17 protein-coding genes are annotated in these 18,754 nt (G+C 46.0%); 9 read left to right on the forward strand and 8 right to left on the reverse strand.

Annotated elements, in window-relative coordinates; all coding sequences use genetic code 11:
* Positions 1-3: 3 nt before the first annotated feature.
* Positions 4-1,188, reverse strand: a complete 1,185-nt coding sequence (locus ACH32G_RS04420) for a pyridoxal phosphate-dependent aminotransferase (protein ID WP_342007527.1) — start codon at positions 1,186-1,188, stop codon at positions 4-6.
* A gap of 178 nt (positions 1,189-1,366) precedes the next feature.
* On the opposite strand from ACH32G_RS04420, the gene ACH32G_RS04425 reads away from it, so the two are divergent.
* Positions 1,367-1,792: a MerR family transcriptional regulator gene (locus ACH32G_RS04425; RefSeq protein ID WP_016938386.1), complete on the forward strand. Its 426-nt coding sequence runs from the start codon at positions 1,367-1,369 to the stop codon at positions 1,790-1,792.
* A 61-nt stretch (positions 1,793-1,853) separates the two neighbouring features.
* A complete protein-coding gene (locus ACH32G_RS04430) occupies positions 1,854-3,188 on the forward strand; it encodes a hemolysin family protein (RefSeq protein WP_016938387.1) in 1,335 nt (444 codons plus the stop codon).
* Between the two features lie 45 nt (positions 3,189-3,233).
* Here the strand turns inward: ACH32G_RS04430 and ACH32G_RS04435 are convergent, their stop codons facing one another.
* A complete protein-coding gene (locus tag ACH32G_RS04435) occupies positions 3,234-3,833 on the reverse strand; it encodes a lysophospholipid acyltransferase family protein (RefSeq protein WP_045927079.1) in 600 nt (199 codons plus the stop codon).
* Positions 3,834-4,071: 238 nt separating this feature from the next.
* Here ACH32G_RS04435 and sigM point away from each other — a divergent pair, with 238 nt between their 5' ends.
* Genes sigM through ACH32G_RS04450 form a run of 3 tightly spaced genes read left to right on the forward strand, consistent with a single transcriptional unit; the run spans position 4,072 to position 5,907 of the window.
* Positions 4,072-4,563, forward strand: coding sequence for an RNA polymerase sigma factor SigM (sigM, locus tag ACH32G_RS04440; RefSeq protein ID WP_003155312.1), 492 nt, complete (start codon positions 4,072-4,074; stop codon positions 4,561-4,563).
* Complete coding sequence (locus ACH32G_RS04445) at positions 4,556-5,629, forward strand: anti-sigma factor (protein ID WP_016938389.1); 1,074 nt, start codon at positions 4,556-4,558, stop codon at positions 5,627-5,629. Before sigM ends, ACH32G_RS04445 begins: the two co-directional genes overlap by 8 nt.
* On the forward strand, positions 5,617-5,907 hold the full coding sequence (locus tag ACH32G_RS04450) for an anti-sigma-M factor (RefSeq protein ID WP_003155315.1): 291 nt from the start codon (positions 5,617-5,619) through the stop codon (positions 5,905-5,907). Before ACH32G_RS04445 ends, ACH32G_RS04450 begins: the two co-directional genes overlap by 13 nt.
* 35 nt (positions 5,908-5,942) lie before the next feature.
* On the opposite strand, the gene ACH32G_RS04455 is transcribed toward ACH32G_RS04450, so the two are convergent.
* From ACH32G_RS04455 to ACH32G_RS04470, 4 genes are all read right to left on the reverse strand, one after another.
* On the reverse strand, positions 5,943-7,298 hold the full coding sequence (locus ACH32G_RS04455; protein WP_095241034.1) for a sodium-dependent transporter: 1,356 nt from the start codon (positions 7,296-7,298) through the stop codon (positions 5,943-5,945).
* A gap of 124 nt (positions 7,299-7,422) precedes the next feature.
* Complete coding sequence (locus ACH32G_RS04460) at positions 7,423-8,820, reverse strand: amino acid permease (RefSeq protein WP_448814033.1); 1,398 nt, start codon at positions 8,818-8,820, stop codon at positions 7,423-7,425.
* Between the two features lie 348 nt (positions 8,821-9,168).
* Entirely contained in the window at positions 9,169-10,038 is an 870-nt protein-coding gene (locus ACH32G_RS04465) for an SDR family oxidoreductase (protein WP_448814034.1), read from the reverse strand.
* A 79-nt stretch (positions 10,039-10,117) separates the two neighbouring features.
* Positions 10,118-11,221: a citrate synthase/methylcitrate synthase gene (locus tag ACH32G_RS04470; protein WP_448814035.1), complete on the reverse strand. Its 1,104-nt coding sequence runs from the start codon at positions 11,219-11,221 to the stop codon at positions 10,118-10,120.
* A 109-nt stretch (positions 11,222-11,330) separates the two neighbouring features.
* On the opposite strand from ACH32G_RS04470, the gene ACH32G_RS04475 reads away from it, so the two are divergent.
* Positions 11,331-12,206: a LysR family transcriptional regulator gene (locus ACH32G_RS04475; protein WP_448814036.1), complete on the forward strand. Its 876-nt coding sequence runs from the start codon at positions 11,331-11,333 to the stop codon at positions 12,204-12,206.
* Positions 12,207-12,274: 68 nt separating this feature from the next.
* On the opposite strand, the gene ACH32G_RS04480 is transcribed toward ACH32G_RS04475, so the two are convergent.
* The gene (locus tag ACH32G_RS04480) at positions 12,275-13,099 is read right to left on the reverse strand and encodes a C40 family peptidase (protein WP_269775464.1); all 825 of its coding nucleotides are present in this window, start codon (positions 13,097-13,099) and stop codon (positions 12,275-12,277) included.
* Positions 13,100-13,559: 460 nt separating this feature from the next.
* On the opposite strand from ACH32G_RS04480, the gene ACH32G_RS04485 reads away from it, so the two are divergent.
* Positions 13,560-14,939 (forward strand): alkaline phosphatase, encoded by a 1,380-nt coding sequence (locus tag ACH32G_RS04485; protein ID WP_342007523.1) that lies wholly within the window; start codon positions 13,560-13,562, stop codon positions 14,937-14,939.
* Between the two features lie 35 nt (positions 14,940-14,974).
* On the opposite strand, the gene ACH32G_RS04490 is transcribed toward ACH32G_RS04485, so the two are convergent.
* Positions 14,975-16,381 (reverse strand): SpoVR family protein, encoded by a 1,407-nt coding sequence (locus tag ACH32G_RS04490; protein WP_016938397.1) that lies wholly within the window; start codon positions 16,379-16,381, stop codon positions 14,975-14,977.
* A 173-nt stretch (positions 16,382-16,554) separates the two neighbouring features.
* On the opposite strand from ACH32G_RS04490, the gene ACH32G_RS04495 reads away from it, so the two are divergent.
* Together ACH32G_RS04495 and nsrR are read left to right on the forward strand one after the other, a co-directional pair.
* The gene (locus ACH32G_RS04495) at positions 16,555-18,069 is read left to right on the forward strand and encodes a mechanosensitive ion channel (RefSeq protein ID WP_064778267.1); all 1,515 of its coding nucleotides are present in this window, start codon (positions 16,555-16,557) and stop codon (positions 18,067-18,069) included.
* Positions 18,070-18,204: 135 nt separating this feature from the next.
* Positions 18,205-18,639, forward strand: a complete 435-nt coding sequence (nsrR, locus tag ACH32G_RS04500; RefSeq protein ID WP_016938399.1) for a nitric oxide-sensing transcriptional repressor NsrR — start codon at positions 18,205-18,207, stop codon at positions 18,637-18,639.
* Positions 18,640-18,754: the final 115 nt, after the last annotated feature.

An 18,754-nucleotide genomic window follows, 5' to 3' on the forward strand; every position in this document is an offset into this window, starting at 1 on the left:
AAGCTATGAAGAAAAATCTTGATACAGCGCTTTGAAAATGTCCCGCGACTGTCTGATCTGTTCTATAGGCACGCTGAAAGATAGGCGGAAATAGCCGCTTCTTCCAAATCCGCTGCCAGGTACGATCAATAGTTTGTATTTCTGTGCGGCATGCATGCAGAATGCCACCTCGTCTTCAATCGGTGATTTAGGAAAGACGAAAAAGCCTCCCTTCGGCATTTCAAATTCGAAGCCGGCTTCTGTGAGGATGTCCACCATAAGGTCTCTGCGCTTACGGTAAGGTTCAGCGTCAATCGAAAGAACATCCATTTTCGCCACGGCGCGCTGCATCATGACCGGAGCGTTCACAAAGCCGAGCGTCCGGTTGCAGAAAACGAACGCATCCGTCAGAAGATCCCCCTCAGGCATTTGGGCGTCAACTGCGATATACCCAAGCCTTTCCCCCGCAATGCCGAGATCTTTACTGAACGAACTGACTAAAATCACGCGGTGATACGCCTGAAACGGATTCGCCTGCTCTTCGCCGTAGATCAGCTGGCTGTATGGTTCGTCAAATAAAATAAAGATGCTTTGTCCGTTCCGTTCCTCGGCTTCTTTTAGTAAGGCGCCCAATTCATTAAGGTTTTTCTGGCTCAGCACCGTTCCCGTCGGATTATGCGGCGTATTGACGATCAGCCCTTTCGTACGGGGAGTGATCGCTTCTCTCACCGCTTCAATATCAATCTCAAATGAGTCAGTCAGCGGACAGATGACGGGTCTGCCGCGGTAATTTTCAACATACGCTTTGTATTCCGCAAAATAAGGCGCCAGAAGGATGACTTCTTCCTCCGGGTTCAATATGCTCTTGAGCGCAACATTCAGCGCTCCGCCGGCTCCGACCGTCATCACTGTATGTCTGGCAGAAATTTCAGTCTGGAACCGCTCTGACAAAAAGCCCGCAACCTTCTCTCTCGCCTCCGGAAGCCCTTGGTTTTGTATATATCCGTGCCGTCCTGTTTCAGCCGCTTCGCAAAGCGCCTTTTTAAATGTTTCCGGAGGCTCACAAACCGGATTTCCTATAGAAAAGTCAAACACCTTATCGGCGCCGAATTCTTTTTTCAGCCGTGCGCCTTCATCAAATAGTTTGCGTATCCATGATCCTTTCTCCAGATTTTCTGTCACTTCCCGTGATAAACCGCCCATTGTCATCTGTCCCTTCTGTCTTTTTCTGCCGTTTCTATTTACAATGATTATGAAAGATTTACATAGCGCAGTCAACGCTTTTTCAGGATCATACCGCCCGGTTTCAAGAGAAAGACGGAAAACAATAAACTTGTGCAAACTCCCCTTCATATATTAAACTATTCTCATAACTATAACGTGATGGTTGGGGAGGGATTTAGATGGGGCTGAGACTTATCGCATCAGTGAATTAGCAGAGCTTGCCGGTGTAACGAAACGCACGGTGGATTACTACACAAACCTCGGGCTTTTAAAGCCTGGCAGGTCTTGTTCAAACTATCGTTACTACGATACACTTGCACTCAACCGGTTAAAGTTTATAGTCGCTTGTAAAAAGCAGCGATTGGCCCTGTCTGATATAAAAGACCGACTGGAGAACCAGTTTCCCTCTTCAGCCTTGCCTGACGATATTGGAAATCTGGCATCGGAAATTGATCACATGAATCAAAACATCTCCGGGATCTTGCATCGGTTTGAAAAGCTTGAACCAGAGGAGCGCGCACAGCTGAAAAAAAAGCTGGCTCCTGAAAAGCTTGCAGTGCTTCAATCATTTATGCTGCTGTTAAGTTAAACCATTATCTTACTAACAGGAGGTGTTACCTTCATCTTCCCAAAAGGAGTGAAGGTTCTAATTGGACATTGTGAATTTGATTTTAGTCGCGGTTTTAATCGCGCTGACGGCATTTTTCGTAGCATCTGAGTTTGCGATAATCAGAATCAGAGGCTCACGGGTTGACCAGCTTATAGCAGAAGGAAATAAAGCCGCAATCGGTGTCAAAAAAGTGACCACGCATTTAGATGAGTATTTATCAGCGTGCCAGCTCGGCATAACATTGACTTCAATTGGTCTTGGTGTCTTAGGCGAATCAACGATTGAACGCCTGCTTCATCCGCTTTTCACAAAGATAAACGTACCAAGCTCACTATCGCACATTATTTCATTTATTCTCGCCTACGCGGTCATTACGTTTTTACACGTGGTCGTCGGAGAATTAGCGCCGAAAACAGTCGCCATCCAAAAAGCGGAAGCCGTTTCGATGCTGTTTTCAAAACCGCTCATTTGGTTTTACCGCATCATGTTCCCGTTTATCTGGCTTCTGAACAACTCCGCCCGTCTTTTAACGAAGATGTTCGGCCTGGAGCCGGTGTCAGAAAACGAGCTTGCCCACTCTGAAGAAGAGCTGCGCATCATTTTATCGGAAAGCTATAAAAGCGGTGAAATCAACCAGTCTGAATTTAAATACGTGAACAAAATCTTTGAATTTGACGACAGACTTGCAAAAGAAATCATGATTCCGCGTACGGAAATCGTCAGTCTGCCGCATGATATCAAAATTTCTGAAATGATGGACATCATTCAGATTGAAAAATATACCCGTTACCCTGTCGAAGAGGGTGACAAAGATAATATTATCGGCGTGATTAACATTAAAGAAGTGCTGACCGCCTGCATCAGCGGCGAGGTATCAGTCGACTCGCCGATTACTGAATTTGTCAATCCGATCATCCATGTAATTGAGTCGGCACCGATTCACGACCTGCTTGTGAAAATGCAGAAGGAGCGGGTTCATATGGCGATTCTGTCGGACGAATACGGCGGAACCGCGGGACTTGTCACCGTTGAAGACATCATCGAAGAAATCGTCGGGGAAATCCGTGATGAATTTGATATAGATGAAATCAACGAAATCCGCAAACTCGGCGACGGCCATTACATGCTTGACGGTAAGGTTCTGATTGATCAAGTGAACGAACTGCTCGGCATCCATTTGGAAAATGACGAAGTCGACACTATCGGCGGCTGGTTCCTTACACAGAAATACGACGTCGAACAATACGACTCGATTATCGAAGAAGGCTGTGAATTTATTATTAATGAAATTGACGGCCATCACGTCGCATATATCGAAGTGAAAAAACTGGCGTTTGATGAACTGCTGGAAACCGCTGAACAAAAAGAAGCATAACCAAAAAAAGCTTGCGCGTCTCATACAGACGGCAAGCTTTTTTGTTTACATTTGTTCCAGTTTTTTCTCAAGGTCTTTAATTCTGGCATTCAGCTCTTCTGTCATGGCCGCAAGCCTCTCCTTCGGCGCAAGGTCGGCAAAGTCCTCCAAAAAAATCGGCTTGCCGATGATAAGCCGCATTTTTCCCTTTTTAAACAGTTCTTTTCCCGCAGACGGTCCGCTGTATGCGGCCGGAACGAGCGGAGCTTTCCCCATTTGGGCGATAGTCACGGCTCCTCTTTTCAGCGGGACGTCTTCAGAAGTTCTCGTGCCGCTTGGAAAAATCCCGACAATCTTCCCTTCCTTCAGAAGCTTAATCGGCGTTTTAATGCTGCTCGGACCCGGATTTTCACGATCAACCGGAAACGCGTGAATCTTCTTCAAAAAACTTCCGATCCACTTTTTCTGAAACAGCTCTTTTTTCGCCATATAATGAATCTGATGAGGCAATATTCCGACTCCGAGCGTAAGGACGTCCACCCAGCCCGCATGCGTGCACGCGATAACGAATCCTTTATCAGACGGAAGATTCTCTTTATTGTATACTTTGACTCCTCCGCGCAGAGAAAGAATGAATTTGATGGCATTTGCACAAAACTTATACATAACGCACTTCCTTTGTTGTAATGATCAAAAGTGTTCTCTCTCTATTATAACAATATTTTTTATTACCTGGTACTAATAAATATATTTTTCCTCCGCCGATCTCTATCTTTTATGACGGATTTTGGGTACTATAGAGAAATGGTGTTTGATGAGGTGAAAATGAAATTAAGCCGTTTGCATGGAACGTGCAACTTTAAACCTTTCTTATGCGTGTATAACATAGAGGGGAGAAAAGGCAGTGACGATCGATGAAATTTACCAAATGTATATGAATGATGTTTACCGGTTCCTGCTCTCCATGACTAAAGACAAGCATCTCGCTGAAGATTTGCTGCAGGAAACCTTTATGAGGGCATACATACACATTCACTCCTACGACCACAGCAAAGTAAAGCCATGGCTTTTTCAAGTGGCGAGAAATGCGTTTATAGATTATGTCAGAAAACATAAGAAGGAAGTGACCATTTCCGATGACTTAATTGGGAGCCTTTTTCAGACGGCTGTGCAAAGCCCGGCTCATCAGATTGAAATCAAGGAAGTGCTGACAGGGTATATGTCCGAACTTCCCGACAATTATCGGGAGGCCTTAACACTGTATTATTTAAAAGAACTGAATTACAAAGAAGCATCCCATATTATGAATATTTCAGAGGCTAATTTTAAAAGTGTTTTATTTCGTGCCAGACAGCGGCTGAAAGCACTTTATAATAGAGGTGTTAATGATGAATGAAGAATTTAAAAAGCGTTTTTACCAATACAAAAATGGAGAAATGAGCGACCGGGAAATGGCCGCCTTTGAAGAAGAACTGGAAAAGCTGGAAGTCTATCAGGAGCTGATTGAAAGCGAAATGCAGGACGACCGGGAATGGGACGTCGGCATCAGCCCGGAAAAACAGAAGGCCATTTTATCATACGGAAAACGCAAATCGTATTTGCGGATTTCGGTTCTCGCCGTCATCTCCACTTTAATGATTTTGCCGCTTTGCACTTTAGGAAGCTACCTCTATTACGGTTTGGGAGGAAAAGAAAGCACCGGTAATCAATTAATGGAGACCGCTGCCGTGACGGTGGCGACCACAATGCCGAACGTCCTCGTCGATACCTCCGGGCTGAAAAGCCAGGTGAAGCTGTTTGGAATGAATACGGAATTTCCGCTGCAAAAGCAGATCGGCACAAAAACGAAATCCGTCGGCGGAGAACGGATTGAAATGTTTTTAGATACGGTCAAATCGCCTGCCGTTAACTACTATGATTTAGACGCGGCACAGGCAAAGCATTATTTCGCCCATCCTTCCGGCTTAAAGAAGCGTACGGTCGACAAAGCCGGACAGACGTTAAAAAAATTGCCTGAAGGCAGCGTGGCTGAGGTCTATCTTTCTTATGACCGCGCCTACCCTTCTTCCCAAGTATATTCAGCCTTTAAAAAATACGATGTGAAGTTTTTATGGAACGCGGTCGAAACGGAGAAAAATCTGAAAGACAGTCCTTATGCCGAGCCGTTAGGATTTCCCGGGAAAGATTCTAAGATGGCTTCCTCTTTTGAAGCGCAGGGACAGACAGACCGAGAACAATTCACCAGCGCTCTTGAATTTATGTCCCGCCATAAAAAATGGGCGCATGCGATATCGAAACGCAAAGACATGAACCTGAGCAGCAGAATAGACTATGTCGAACATCACGGAATGAATGTATACGGCTCTGTCGTGACGGGGCCGACAAAAGAAATCGAACGTCTGCTGAAAAACAAAACAGTAAAAGCAGCAAACATCGGTGAGGTGGAATTATGGAATTGGTAAGAATTTTTAAAGAGCATAATGTTTTCGGCTGGATATCAGTCGGTACCGCGATTTTGTCGCTGCTGCTGTTGAACGTGGCAATCATCAGCAATGTAACTTTCTATTCTTATCAGATGCTGCCGTTTGCAATGGCCGCCGTGCCGTTCGGCATCATTGAGCTGTTTATTAAAAAAGGCCGGACGGGCCCGGGGCTGCTCGGCGTCATCCTCAACCTTTTCGTCATTGTCTGTGTATATACGATCGTTGCCGTTGATACGAATCTGCAATTCGGTTTTTAAATATAAAAACAGGCCCTTTTACGGGGCCTGTTTTTTTAAAATGAAAGAACGCCGATTAAATGCAGCAATACGACGATGATAGCCAGCGGCACGAGATATTTCAGAAGGAAATACCACAGCTGAAAGAAACGATAGCCGATGTCGGAACCGCTTTTCATCTCGGCGAACAGCTCCCGCTTCGGTATTTTCAGCGGGATGAAGATTGATATTAATAAAGCGCCGAGCGGAATCAGCACATTGCTCACTGTGAAATCCGCCAGATCAAAAAACGTTTTTCCGAACAAATGAACATCACTGAGAACACCGTATGATAAACACGACGGAATTCCGACTAAGAAAATGAGCAGACCGCTTGTCCACGACAGCTTCTTCCTTTTCGTTTCATCACCTTTCCCTACAGTCGCCACGATAATTTCCACCATCGAAAAGGCCGAAGTCAGTGCGGCAAAGAAAAAGACCGCCAGAAAGCTGATAAAAAACAGCGAGCCGAACGGCAGCCGGTCAAACACAGCCGGCAGTACGGTAAACAGCAGTGTAGGCCCTTCATCCGGTTTAAAGCCGAACGAAAAAACCGCCGGAAAAATGGCCAGTCCCGCAAACAGCGTGACGAGCACATTCATGATAACAATGGAACCCGCCGATCCCGGAAGGTTTTGGGTTTTCGGCAGATACGAACTGTACGTCACCATGACCGATACGCCCAGCGTTAATGTAAAAAACGCCTGTCCTAAAGCATAAAGGATGGATTCCGGCGTCAAATCTTCAAAGTGCGGAACCAATAAAAATTTAATTCCCTCAACGGCATGGTCAAGCGTGACAGAACGCAGCACAAGCAGCAGAAACAGCACGAATAAAATCGGCATCAGCACCGCACTGACACGTTCAATCCCTTTCTGCACGCCTTTTGCGACGACCGCCACCGTCATGATCATAAATACCAGCTGCGCGGCGAGAGTCTGGAGCGGATTTTCAATGACCGTCCCGAATACCGTGCCGTACTGCTCCTGAGTGAGCCCGGATAAAGAACCGGTAACGGCTTTCAGTACATAGAGCAAAATCCACCCGCCGACAACACTGTAAAAAGACAAAACTAAAAAACAGGCCGCCACACCCACATAACCCGTAAGGTGCCATACCGACTTCGGCGCGGCTTGTTTGTAGGCATCAATCGCGTTTGTCTGGCTCCGCCTTCCGAAAATAAATTCACCGAGCAAAAGCGGATAGCCTAAAAGCACGGTAAAGAGGACGAATACAAGAAAAAAAGCGCCTCCCCCGTTCGTACCCGCTACGTAAGGGAACTTCCAAATGGCTCCCAGGCCGATCGCCGAACCGGCGGCGGCCATAATAAATCCTATTTTTGAGGCCCATTGAACCCTTTTTTGGTCAGACACCACTTTCCACTTCCCTTCCGCCCTATATTATCCCTTATTCGCCGCGATAACTTAAGCCCATTTCAATATGTTTCACTATTCTGAAAAACACAAAAGGAGCGGCAGATACCGCTCCTTTTGCCAATTATCCGTTTAATTTCGAATGCTTTCTCGAATATAAGAAATAAATCACCAGACCTATGATCAGCCAGATAAAGAAACGGATGATAGTGGCGGCGCCAAGGTTAATAATCAAAAACACGCAGAACAGAATGGACAATATCGGAATAAAGGGAACTCCCGGACATTTAAAAGCCCTCGGCAGATCAGGCTGTTTCTTTCTCAGCACGATAACCGCCACGGAAATCATGACAAATGCGGCAAGCGTGCCGACGTTTACGAGCTTCGCCAGTTCATCAAGCGGGACGAGCGCTCCCAGCAATGCCGACAGAATACCGAACACCCACGTCACCACGTGCGGCGTTTTATGCTTCGGATGGACTTTTGAAAGCGCCCCCGGCACTAAACCGTCACGGGACATGGCAAACATCACCCTCGTCTGGCCGTACAGCATGACGAGCATCACCGTCGTCATTCCCAACACTGCGCCGATATCAATAATCCCGGCCACCCAATTCTGACCGGCCATCTGCAGGACGAGAGAAACGGGATGGTCAACGCCTTCAAAACCGGCAAACGGTACGACGCCCGTCATAATCGCCGATACGGTCACATACAGCACGGTGCAGACGATTAATGAAAAAATAATTCCTTTCGGCAGATCCTTCGCCGGATTTTTCGTTTCCTCTGCGGCGGAAGAGACGGCGTCAAAACCGATAAAGGAGAAGAAAACGAGCGCCGCGGCACTGAAAACACCGCCGAACCCCATCGGCATAAACGGCTGCCAGTTATGCGGTTTGACATATACGGCCGCAACGGCGATAAATAATAAAACAACCAGAATTTTCAGAATTACCATAATATTATTGACCCGCTTCGATTCCTTAATGCCTAAGTAGAGAAGGAATGTAATCGCAAGTACAATAACAAATGCCGGAAGATTAAAGAATGTGACCGTCCCTTTAACAGAACCCGGAGCGGCCGTCAATGCGGTCGGAAGATGGATGCCGAATCCCGCCAAAAATGATTGAAAATAACCGGACCAGCCGACCGAAACCGCGCTGACGGCGAGCATATATTCCAAGATTAAATCCCATCCGATGATAAACGCGAGAAGTTCACCCAATGTCGCATAAGTAAATGTGTAGACGGAACCTGAAACCGGGACGCTTGAAGCAAATTCAGCATATGACAAAGCCGCAAATAAACATGCTAAAGCGGCTATGACAAATGAAACGGTCAGCCCGGGTCCCGCCGTAACTGCGCCTGTTCCGGTTAAAACAAAAATACCCGTTCCGATGATGGCTCCTATCCCGAGAAGGGTCAGATCAAAGGCCCCCAACTCCCTTTTCAGCGACTTTTCGCCGCCCGTTGCGGCAAGCAGGTCCTGAATGCTTTTCTTTCTGAATATGCTCCCCTTCATCTGCTTCACTCCTTGTATATCAATCTCCCGTGTTAGAATATTCAGATAACTATAACGATAATGACTAAATTCTTATTTTTCGCATGAAATGTTTCAGTACATCATTCCTTTCTCCTACATCATATTATAACGAAAAATAAAAAAATGAAAATAACTTTTTGAAAATTCCCTATATTAAATTTATTGTATTTACAAAACAGAACATGAATGGGAAAACGTCCCGTTATTACAGCGGGTTAACGCCTATTATCATCTTTGAATTCACGATTGACCTGACGACAGGTTTTTTTAACATTATATAGAAATAAAAATCCCGCACTTTTAAAAGTGCGGGATAAGACTTAAGGATTATGTTGAAATAAATCTGCCTCCATTTACGTGAATGGTCTGCCCTGTCATATAGGAAGATTCGTCTGAAGCCAAAAGCACGTAAGCTCCGGCGTGTTCAGCAGGCTGTCCCGGTCTTCCCATCGGGGTATCCAGACCGTGCTTTTCCACCTTTTCTTCAGTAAACGTCGCAGGGATCAAAGCGGTCCAGATCGGGCCCGGGGCCACTGCATTTACCCTGATCCCCTGATCGGCCAATGACATCGCCATCGAACGTGTAAAGGAAACGATGCCGCCTTTCGTGCACGAATAGTCAATCAATGATGTATCGCCCTGATAAGCGGTAATAGATGTTGTGTTAATAATGGCGCTCCCTCTTTTCAGATGAGGCAGCACAGCCTTTGTCATATGAAACATGGAAAACATGTTTGTACGGAAGGTCTTCTCCAGCTGTTCAGCCGTAATATCAAGAATCCCATTTTGCGGATGCTGCTCAGCGGCATTATTCACAAGAATATCAATTTTTCCGTAGTGATCTAAGACTTGCCGGACCGCCTTCTGACAATGGGCCTCATCCCCGACGTCTCCCGGAATTAACAGGCAATCAGTCTGGCATTCTTCCGCACGCTTTTTCGTTCTCTCGGCATCGGCATGTTCGTCAAGGTACAGGATGGCAAGATCCGCTCCCTCCTTCGCGTAAGCAATCGCAGCCGCTGCGCCGATGCCGCTGTCTCCGCCCGTGATGACGGCGACTTTTCCTTTTAGTCTGCCCGATCCTTTTACATCCGGGTCCTCCAAGAGCGGTTTCGGCTCCATTTCTGACTCAGTGCCGGGCTGGCGGTTTTGCACCTGCGGTTTTTGACCTTCTGTCTGTCTGTCCATCGGATTCATGTTCTCACACTCCTGCATTTGGTATTACTGAGACGATACCACGGAGTGCGGATCACTAAACGGACAAATATGCCGGTGCTTAAAGCTGCTGAGCCGTTTCGGGAAAGGCTCCGGTGTATTGCGCAGACGGCCTGAAAATCATGTTGTCAGCTGACTGTTCAAGCACGTGTGCGCACCAGCCCGCCATTCGGCTTGCCGAAAAAGTCGGCGTAAACAAAGCATTATCCACATCAATAGCCTGCATGACAGCCGCCGCGTAAAATTCTACATTTGTATACAGCTTCCGTCCCGGCTTATATTGCTCTAATAAACGGATGGCTTCCTTTTCCACATAAAGCGCCAAATCAAGCGACGGATCATTTCCAGCCACCTCTTCAGCCTTTATGCGCAATGCTTCCGCCCGCGGATCTTTTGTTTTGTATACTCTGTGCCCGAAGCCCATCAGGCGCTCTCCCCTCATAAGCTTCGCTGTCAAATATGCTTCTGCGTTTTCTTTTTGTCCAATGTCTTCAAGCATTTTCGTTACACCGGAAGGCGCGCCTCCGTGCAGCGGCCCTTTCATCGTGCCCAGTGCGGAAGTGACGGCAGACACTAAGTCGGATTCAGTGGAAACGGTGACTCTCGCTGAAAAAGTCGATGCATTCATCCCGTGCTCCATCGCCAGAATCATATACGTTTCAAGCGCTTTCTTTTGAGCTTCGGACGGCTGCCTGCCGGTCAGCATGTACAAATAGTTTTCAACGTGCCCGTATCGCGCCTCAGGCGGCAGTGCTTCCTGCCCTTGTTTACGGCGGTATCTGTACGCAATAATCGTCGGTGTGACGGCAATCAGTTTAATCGCTTCTTCCGGCTTAGGCGGATATGTAAATGAATCTGTCCCCAAACCTGAAACAGCTGTTCTCAGCACCGCCATATCGTCCATATCGTCCGGAAGCGTTTCCGTCAGGTCGATGAGATGTTTCGGCAGCCCGCGCTCGGCTGCAAGTTTTTCCTGAAACGCAAGCAATTGCTGCTCATCAGGAAGCGTTCCGTTTAAGATGAGATACGCCGCTTCTTCAAAACTGGATTGGAGCGCGATATCCTTCGCGTCATATCCGCGATATATCAAATGCCCCTTTTCTCCGTCAATGTGGCTGATCGCCGTTTCTGCACAAGTAATTCCTTTTAATCCATGATAAATCAATTTCATTCCCCCTTATCCTCTTTCTGTTATTATAGTAAATATAATATTTAAAAAATAATGAATATTTTTAAGGGAATTAATTAAAACTTTTAATCAGAGGAGTGCATCTATGGATTTTAAATGGCTTCACACCTTCGTCACCGCAGCAAAATATGAGAATTTCAGAAAAACGGCGGAAACGCTTTTTTTATCCCAGCCGACCGTCACCGTTCATATAAAATTGTTAGAGAAAGAAATCAGCTGTAAGCTGTTTCAGCGAAGCGGCCGGAAAATACAATTGACGGAGGAAGGAAAAGCATACGTTCCGTTTGCCATGAGGCTTTTGGAAGACTATGAAAACAGCATGGCGGAGCTGCACAGGGTGCGTCAAGGCTACTTCCACACGCTGACGCTTGCTGTTTCGCCGCTTATCGCCGACACCGTTCTTCCGTCTGTCATGAAGCGTTACACAGAGGACAATAAAGAGACCGAGATGACGGTTACCATTTACGAATCGGAAGAAATCGCCACTCAAATCAGAAACGGCTCAGCCGATATCGGACTGAGCTGCTTAAAGGGGCAATCATCTTCCCTCACATGCCGCCCCCTGTACAATGACCCTGTTGTGCTCGTCGCGCCCCCCGGCCGAAAACCAGGATCAGGGAAAGCGGATGAAGTGAAAGACCTGCTCGGACGATACCTGCTTTTGACCCATAACCATCCTGACTATTGGGATGATTTGCTCCGTCAGGTCAGAATACAGTTCCCCTTTGTCAGAACGATGAAGGTGACACAGACGCATATTACGAAACGATTTATTAAAGAGGGGCTGGGCGTCTCATTTCTGCCGCTGTCAGCGGTACGGGCCGAACTCGCCGAAGGCAGCATGATAGAAATCCCGTGCGATTTCGCCCAGATGCCGAGCGCGGGCGCCTACGCCATCGCCCTCCATGAAAATGAAAAAAAGAAAACCTTTTTAGATTTTTTATCACATTTTCATTTTTAGGTGAAACAAATGGAGCGCTGTTCCGTCTAAATAAAAAACCCGTTCTGATGAACGGGTTTTTCTGGCTGCTAGAATCTTTTCGCGCCCAGGTAGCGCGGCTTCCAGTAGCTGTTATTCAGATCACTTGTTGCGACGCCGTCAGAACCGGCATGGATGAACTTGTTGTTTCCGATGTACACACCCATGTGTGAAGGGCCGGCCTGATAGGTTGTAAAGAAGACGAAGTCGCCTTTAGACGGGCTGGACACGCTCTTCATTGAGCTCCAGTAACCCGCAGTGCTTGTTCTTCCGACACTCGTCTGTTTGTTTAATAGGTACCAGATAAATCCGCTGCAGTCAAAGCCGGAAGTCGTTGTTCCGCCCCATACGTACGGCGTGCCGATTAAAGATTGCGCATCAGAAATCAGCTTGTTTACATTCAGGCTCGTCTGTGCAGCATGATGGCTGGATGAAGGCTGTTTTGATGACGAAGAACCGGAAGACACTGAACCGGAAGTTGATCCTTTTACTTTAAGAACTTGTCCGATGCGGATGAGGTCCGTTTTTAAACCGTTTAAACTTTTCAATTGGTTTACAGTCATTTTATATTTATTCGCAATTTTCCAAAGGCTGTCGCCTTTTACGACTTTATATGTAGACGACGATGACTTGCTGCCCGAATTTGAACCTGAAGATGATTTACCATTGATCGAAAGCTTCTGGCCGATGTAAATGATATCCGATTTTAATTTATTCTCAGATTTAATGGAATTAATTGACGTTCCGTACCGATTTGAAAGTCCCCATAATGTATCGCCTTTTTTTACCTTAATTGTTTGCGCAGATGCCGCACCCGCAAACAAAGTCGTCCCTAAAACCACTGCCGTCGTTGCTGTAACAAGTTGCTTTTTCATTTTTTCCTCCCTGAATAATTCTATCTATTTTATAAGTCTCTTTTTTAAAGTTTTTATCTGTTTCCTATTATAAGGTTCAATTTCCACTAGAAATAGACTTGACTTCCCGTGACAAATTTCTTACTAATTCGTTTTTAAAAAAAGTTTTTAAGGGTATTAAATATTTCAATTTGATTTCAAACGTGACGAAAAAAGAGTCTTTTTGTCATGTTTTTTTCCTGTGATCCTCGTGTTTTGGAAAATAAAGATATTTATTTTCCACATTACCCCTTGTTAAAAAAACCCTCATCTTTTTTGAAATAGTGAATGATTTTTACTTTTTCTTGAAAACATAACCTTACTTGAGAATTTACATTTCTAACAATGTTTCACCTGAAATTTACAGGAGGGACAGGCGTTCTTTACAAACATCCCCTACCATTAGACATGCAGACCACGATTAAAGGAGGACGATTTGGGAATGAGTCTATTTAAACAGGTTCGGTCAAAACTTCTGCCGGCGGCAGCCGTATCCGTGCTGACAGCCGGTTTGATTGCGGGTGCGGGATTTCAGCACTCCGAACAGGCTGCGGCAAAAAAACAGCCTGACAAAAATGAGATCAGAAACGTCATCTTCATGGTCGGAGACGGAATGGGTGCGCCATACATGAACGCCTACCGTTCGGTCATTAACAAAGGAAAGCCTTCAGACGGCATGAAACTGACGGCGTTTGACCCCAATCTCACCGGCATGATGATGACTTATCCTAATGATCCTGATTCCACTATCACCGATTCCGCGGCGGCCGGCACGGCAATGGCCACCGGCGTGAAAACGTATAACGCGGCGATCGGAGTCGATAAAAAAGGAAAGCGGGTAAAATCTGTCCTCGAAGAAGCGAAACAAAAAGGCAAATCCACCGGACTTGTCGCAACTTCAGAGATTGCCCACGCCACTCCTGCGGCTTTCGGCGCGCATAACAAATCAAGAAAAAATATGGATGAAATCGCAAGCAGCTACTTTGATGACCGCATCAACGGAAAGCAGAAAGTGGATGTACTCCTCGGCGGCGGCAAATCAAACTTTATCCGTAAAGACCGCAATATAACGAAGGATTTCAAAAAAGCGGGATACAGCTACGTGACATCAAAACAGGAACTTAAAAAGGACCGCAATAAAAACGTTCTCGGCCTGTTTGCCGATGGCGGACTCGCCAAAGCAATCGACCGCTCAAACGACGTGCCTTCATTAGAAGACATGACAACAGCGGCGATCGACAGACTGAATAAGAATAAAAAAGGTTTTTTCTTAATGGTCGAAGGCAGCCAAATTGACTGGGCGGGACATGACAATGATATCGTCGGCGCAATGAGCGAAATGAAGGATTTTGAAAAAGCGTATAAAGCAGCGATCGCATTTGCCAAAAAGGACAAACATACGCTTGTCATTGCCACTGCTGATCATACGACCGGCGGATTGACGATCGGCGCGAATAACGATAAAAACTGGCATGTTGAACCGATTCTTGCCGCGAAAAAAACACCGGCATTTATGGCTGATCAAATCAAAGCGGGCAAATCCGTATCTTCCGTGCTTGCGCGTTATACCGGCCTGAAATGCTCAAAATCCGAAATCAACCAGATCGAAACTACGGCAAAGCAGGATAAGGACAAGGGCGCCTACAAAGCGATCATTAAGCTCTTTAATGCGAAAACCAACAGCGGCTGGACAACCGGCGATCATACGGGCGAAGAAGTTCCGGTTTACGCATACGGCCCGGGAAAAGAATCTTTTACAGGCCTATTAAACAACACGGATCAGGCTAAAAAGATCTTTCACATTCTGAAAAACGGCAAATAAAAAAAGGATGCGGGGTTTCCCTGCATCCTTTTTCTTTACAGATATCTCCGGTGCACTCCTTTGCCGTCATACGAGAACATCACTTCCTTATCTTCCAGAACTGATTCGATATGCACGCTCCTGCCCCACAGCTGGTACAAGTACGGCAGCACCTTCTCCAAATATTTCAGATCAAGCTCAATTCCCTCATACCAATGCTTAATATAAAGCTCATTATTCTTCAGATAATCCCCATCATTGACGGTCAGATAAGGAAACCCGCCGTTTACCCGCATGTTCACGAGCTGATCGCGCACGGCCTTCCATTCCTTGTCGATCACTTTATAGTCCCTGCCCTGCTTTTGGAATAAATACAGATCCTCTCGCAGCACGAGATCTTTCGTCAAATAATTGCGGATAAAAGAAATATCTGATTCAATTTCCCTGACCTCAAACATTTTTTCACGGCCGGAACCGGGCTTTACCCCTGTTTTTTTCATTTCTTCTGTCGGGTTGTCGTAGCGCTCTTCGATGTCTTCAAAAATTTTCAGCCCTAAATAATACGGATTGATTCCCGTTTTTGACGGCTGAACGACGCCTGCGTTCAGTTTCGCAAATTCGATGGCTTCATCTGAAGTTAAATCAAGCTCGCGGATAATCCGCTGATGCCAATAGGATGCCCAGCCTTCGTTCATGATTTTTGTTTCCAGCTGAGGCCAGAAATACAGCATTTCTTCTCTCATCATGGTTAAAATATCTCGCTGCCACGGTTCGAGCTCCCGCGAATGCTCCTCGATAAACAGCAGAATGTCTTTTTCCGGCCGGGGCGGAAACGCTTTTTTCCCTTTTTTCTTTTTCACCGGCTTCGGCTTATCCATTCCCCATAAATCATCGTAAGGCGATGGCGCAGTTTCCTCTTCGTCCTCATCTTCGTCATCAACGCTCCATTGCAGCTTCGGCCTGACGAGCGACGGATCGATATGCTCCTGAATCGCTAGAATGGCATCTAAAAAGGACTCCACCTCTTTAATTCCGTGAATTCTTTCATAATGCTTAATCCGCTCCGCCGCAGCCGCCATACTCTCGACCATGTCCCGGTTCGTATTTTGAAAGCGGCAGTTATGTTTGAAAAAATCACAATGGGCCAGTACATGGGCTACAATTAATTTATTTTGGATCAGCGAATTGCTGTCCAGCAAAAAAGCGTAGCAAGGGTTGGAATTAATGACAAGTTCATAAATTTTGCTCAAACCGAGATCATAATGGAGTTTCATCTTGTGAAATTGTTTACCGAAACTCCAGTGGCTGAATCTCGTCGGCATGCCGTACGCGCCGAATGTATAAATAATTTCAGCCGGGCAAATTTCGTATCTCATCGGGTAGAAATCAAGGCCGAATCCCTTCGCAATGTCGGTTATTTCCTCAATTGCCCGCTGTAAACCTTTTGTCTCCTCCGCGTTCAACCGAATCCCCCCTACTTGGACTTATTTATAATGTATGACCCCTCCTCTCAAAAGATGAAATAACAGGCGGGTTTCCGTCTGAAAACTTTCGGCACATCCGTCCCGTTTGCTTTATATGTAAGTGGGTAAACACACACCATACCCCATAAAAAAAGAAAAAGGAGCGATTCTACTTGAACACAGCAGACATGCTTACCACGTATCTCAGCAAACTGCCGAATCTGATCATTGCATTGCTCGTCCTGCTTATCGGCTGGGGCATTGCGAAAATCATTGAAAAAGCCGTATACAAAGGCCTGCAAAAAACAAAAATCGACGACAGGCTGTTCGCCGAAAAAAAGCCGGCGCGCTATTCCTCGGAAAAAGTCATCAGTAAAGTCATTTATTTTATCGCATTAATTATCGTTTTTATTCTATTCTTTAACATTCTGCATCTGACAACCGTGGCTTCGCCTTTTGTCAGCATGCTGTCGGCGATAACGGCGGCTGTGCCAAGCATTTTAAAAGCCGGTTTGATTCTGCTCTTGGGATGGGCGGCTGCTTCGCTTTTCAGCTATCTCGTCAAAAAAGCGGGCATGAAACTGGCTGCAAACGGCTGGATCAGAAAATGGACCATGGTTTCTGAAGAGGCGGAGATGAGCAAGTCCGTTACGGCCGCTTCACGAATCGTTTTTTATTTCGTCTTGCTCCTGTTCCTGCCGGGCGTCTTGTCCGCTCTTCAAATCAGCGGAGTATCAGGACCGTTTACACATATGATCCAAAGCGTGTTATCCTTTATACCGAAATTATTCGCCGCGGCGCTGATTGTCTTAATCGGCTGGCTTGTTGCCCGTCTCGTCCGTGATATCGTCACAAACTTTCTGGCGAGTATCGGCACGGAAAGACTTGCCGCACGTATGGGGCTTTCTATTTACCTGAAGGATACAAGCCTGTCGGCAATCATCGGAACGATTGTCTACGTGCTGATTTTTATTCCGGTGGTCATTTCTGCGCTTGACCGGCTTGATATTGCGGGCATTTCTGAACCGGCCTCAGCCATGCTGAACACGGTCTTCACAATGCTTCCTAATATCATTATCGGTATTGTGCTGATCATCGCCGGCATCTGGATCGGAAAATGGGTAAACAGTATTGTATCAGGGCTGCTGCACCGGGCCGGCTTTGACTCTCTTCTCGGAAAAATGGGCTTTGAACAGGCGGACCGTCCGAAGCTTACGCTTTCTCAAACTGTCGGCATGATTGCGCAGATCATCATCGTCCTGCTCTTTACGGCAGAAGCGCTGCAGCTGGTTCATCTCGAATTTCTCGTCGTCATTGCGACCGGGATTATCGCTTACCTGCCTAATGTTCTGGCCGCTGTATTTATTCTCGGAATCGGGCTTTTGGCCGGACAGCTTGTCAGCAGACTGCTTGTCAGCATGCTGAGCGGAAAAGAATTCAGATTCCTGGCACCTCTTGCGAAATATACGATTATCACGCTCTCAATCTTTATGGCGCTGGATCAGCTCGGTGTCGCCGACACGATCGTAAATGCCGCATTTATTCTGATTCTTGGCGGTTTCGCGCTTGCCTTCGGACTTTCATTCGGTCTTGGCGGAAAAGAATTTGCTTCCCGTTATCTGTCGAAGTTGGACCGCAAAATTGAAAAACATCAATCGGCTGATGACCGTAAACCGCCGATGTCTTAAACGAAAAAAACGTGTGCTCAGAAGGAGCGCACGTTTTTTTTTTTGAGATTGATGGGCAAATTCCTTTTTTTTCATTTTGAAATCCTATATGATAAACTGTAACAGAAGCAAAATCTCTTTTTTCGAGGTCATTCTATGAAATTAACGAACTATACCGATTATTCTTTACGCGTTTTGATTTTTTTGGCTTCCAGACATTCCGAAGAACTTTCCAACATAAAAGAAATCGCCGACACATATTCCATCTCTAAAAACCACCTCATGAAAGTCATTTACCGTCTCGGACAGCTCGGGTATGTGGAAACGATCCGGGGCCGCGGAGGCGGAATCCGATTAGGAATGAAACCGGAAGACATTAACATTGGAGAAGTCGTTCGAAATACAGAAGACGACTTCAACATCGTAGAATGCTTTGACTCCCAAAAAAATCTCTGTATCATATCTCCCGCCTGCAACTTAAAGAATTTGCTGAATGAAGCCCTGCAAGCTTACCTGGCTGTTTTAGACAAATATACGTTAAGGGACCTGGTCAAAAATAAAGAGGAGATTATGAGACTGCTCAGAAGCTGAAGGAATGCCCGCATTCCTTCTTTTTTTATGCCTGCATAAGAAAAAAGAACTATTTCTATTAATATGATAAATGATTGCAGACAAGTGCCGATATAAAGATTATCATTACTGTTAT

This window comes from Bacillus sp. CIS52, assembly GCF_053545315.1.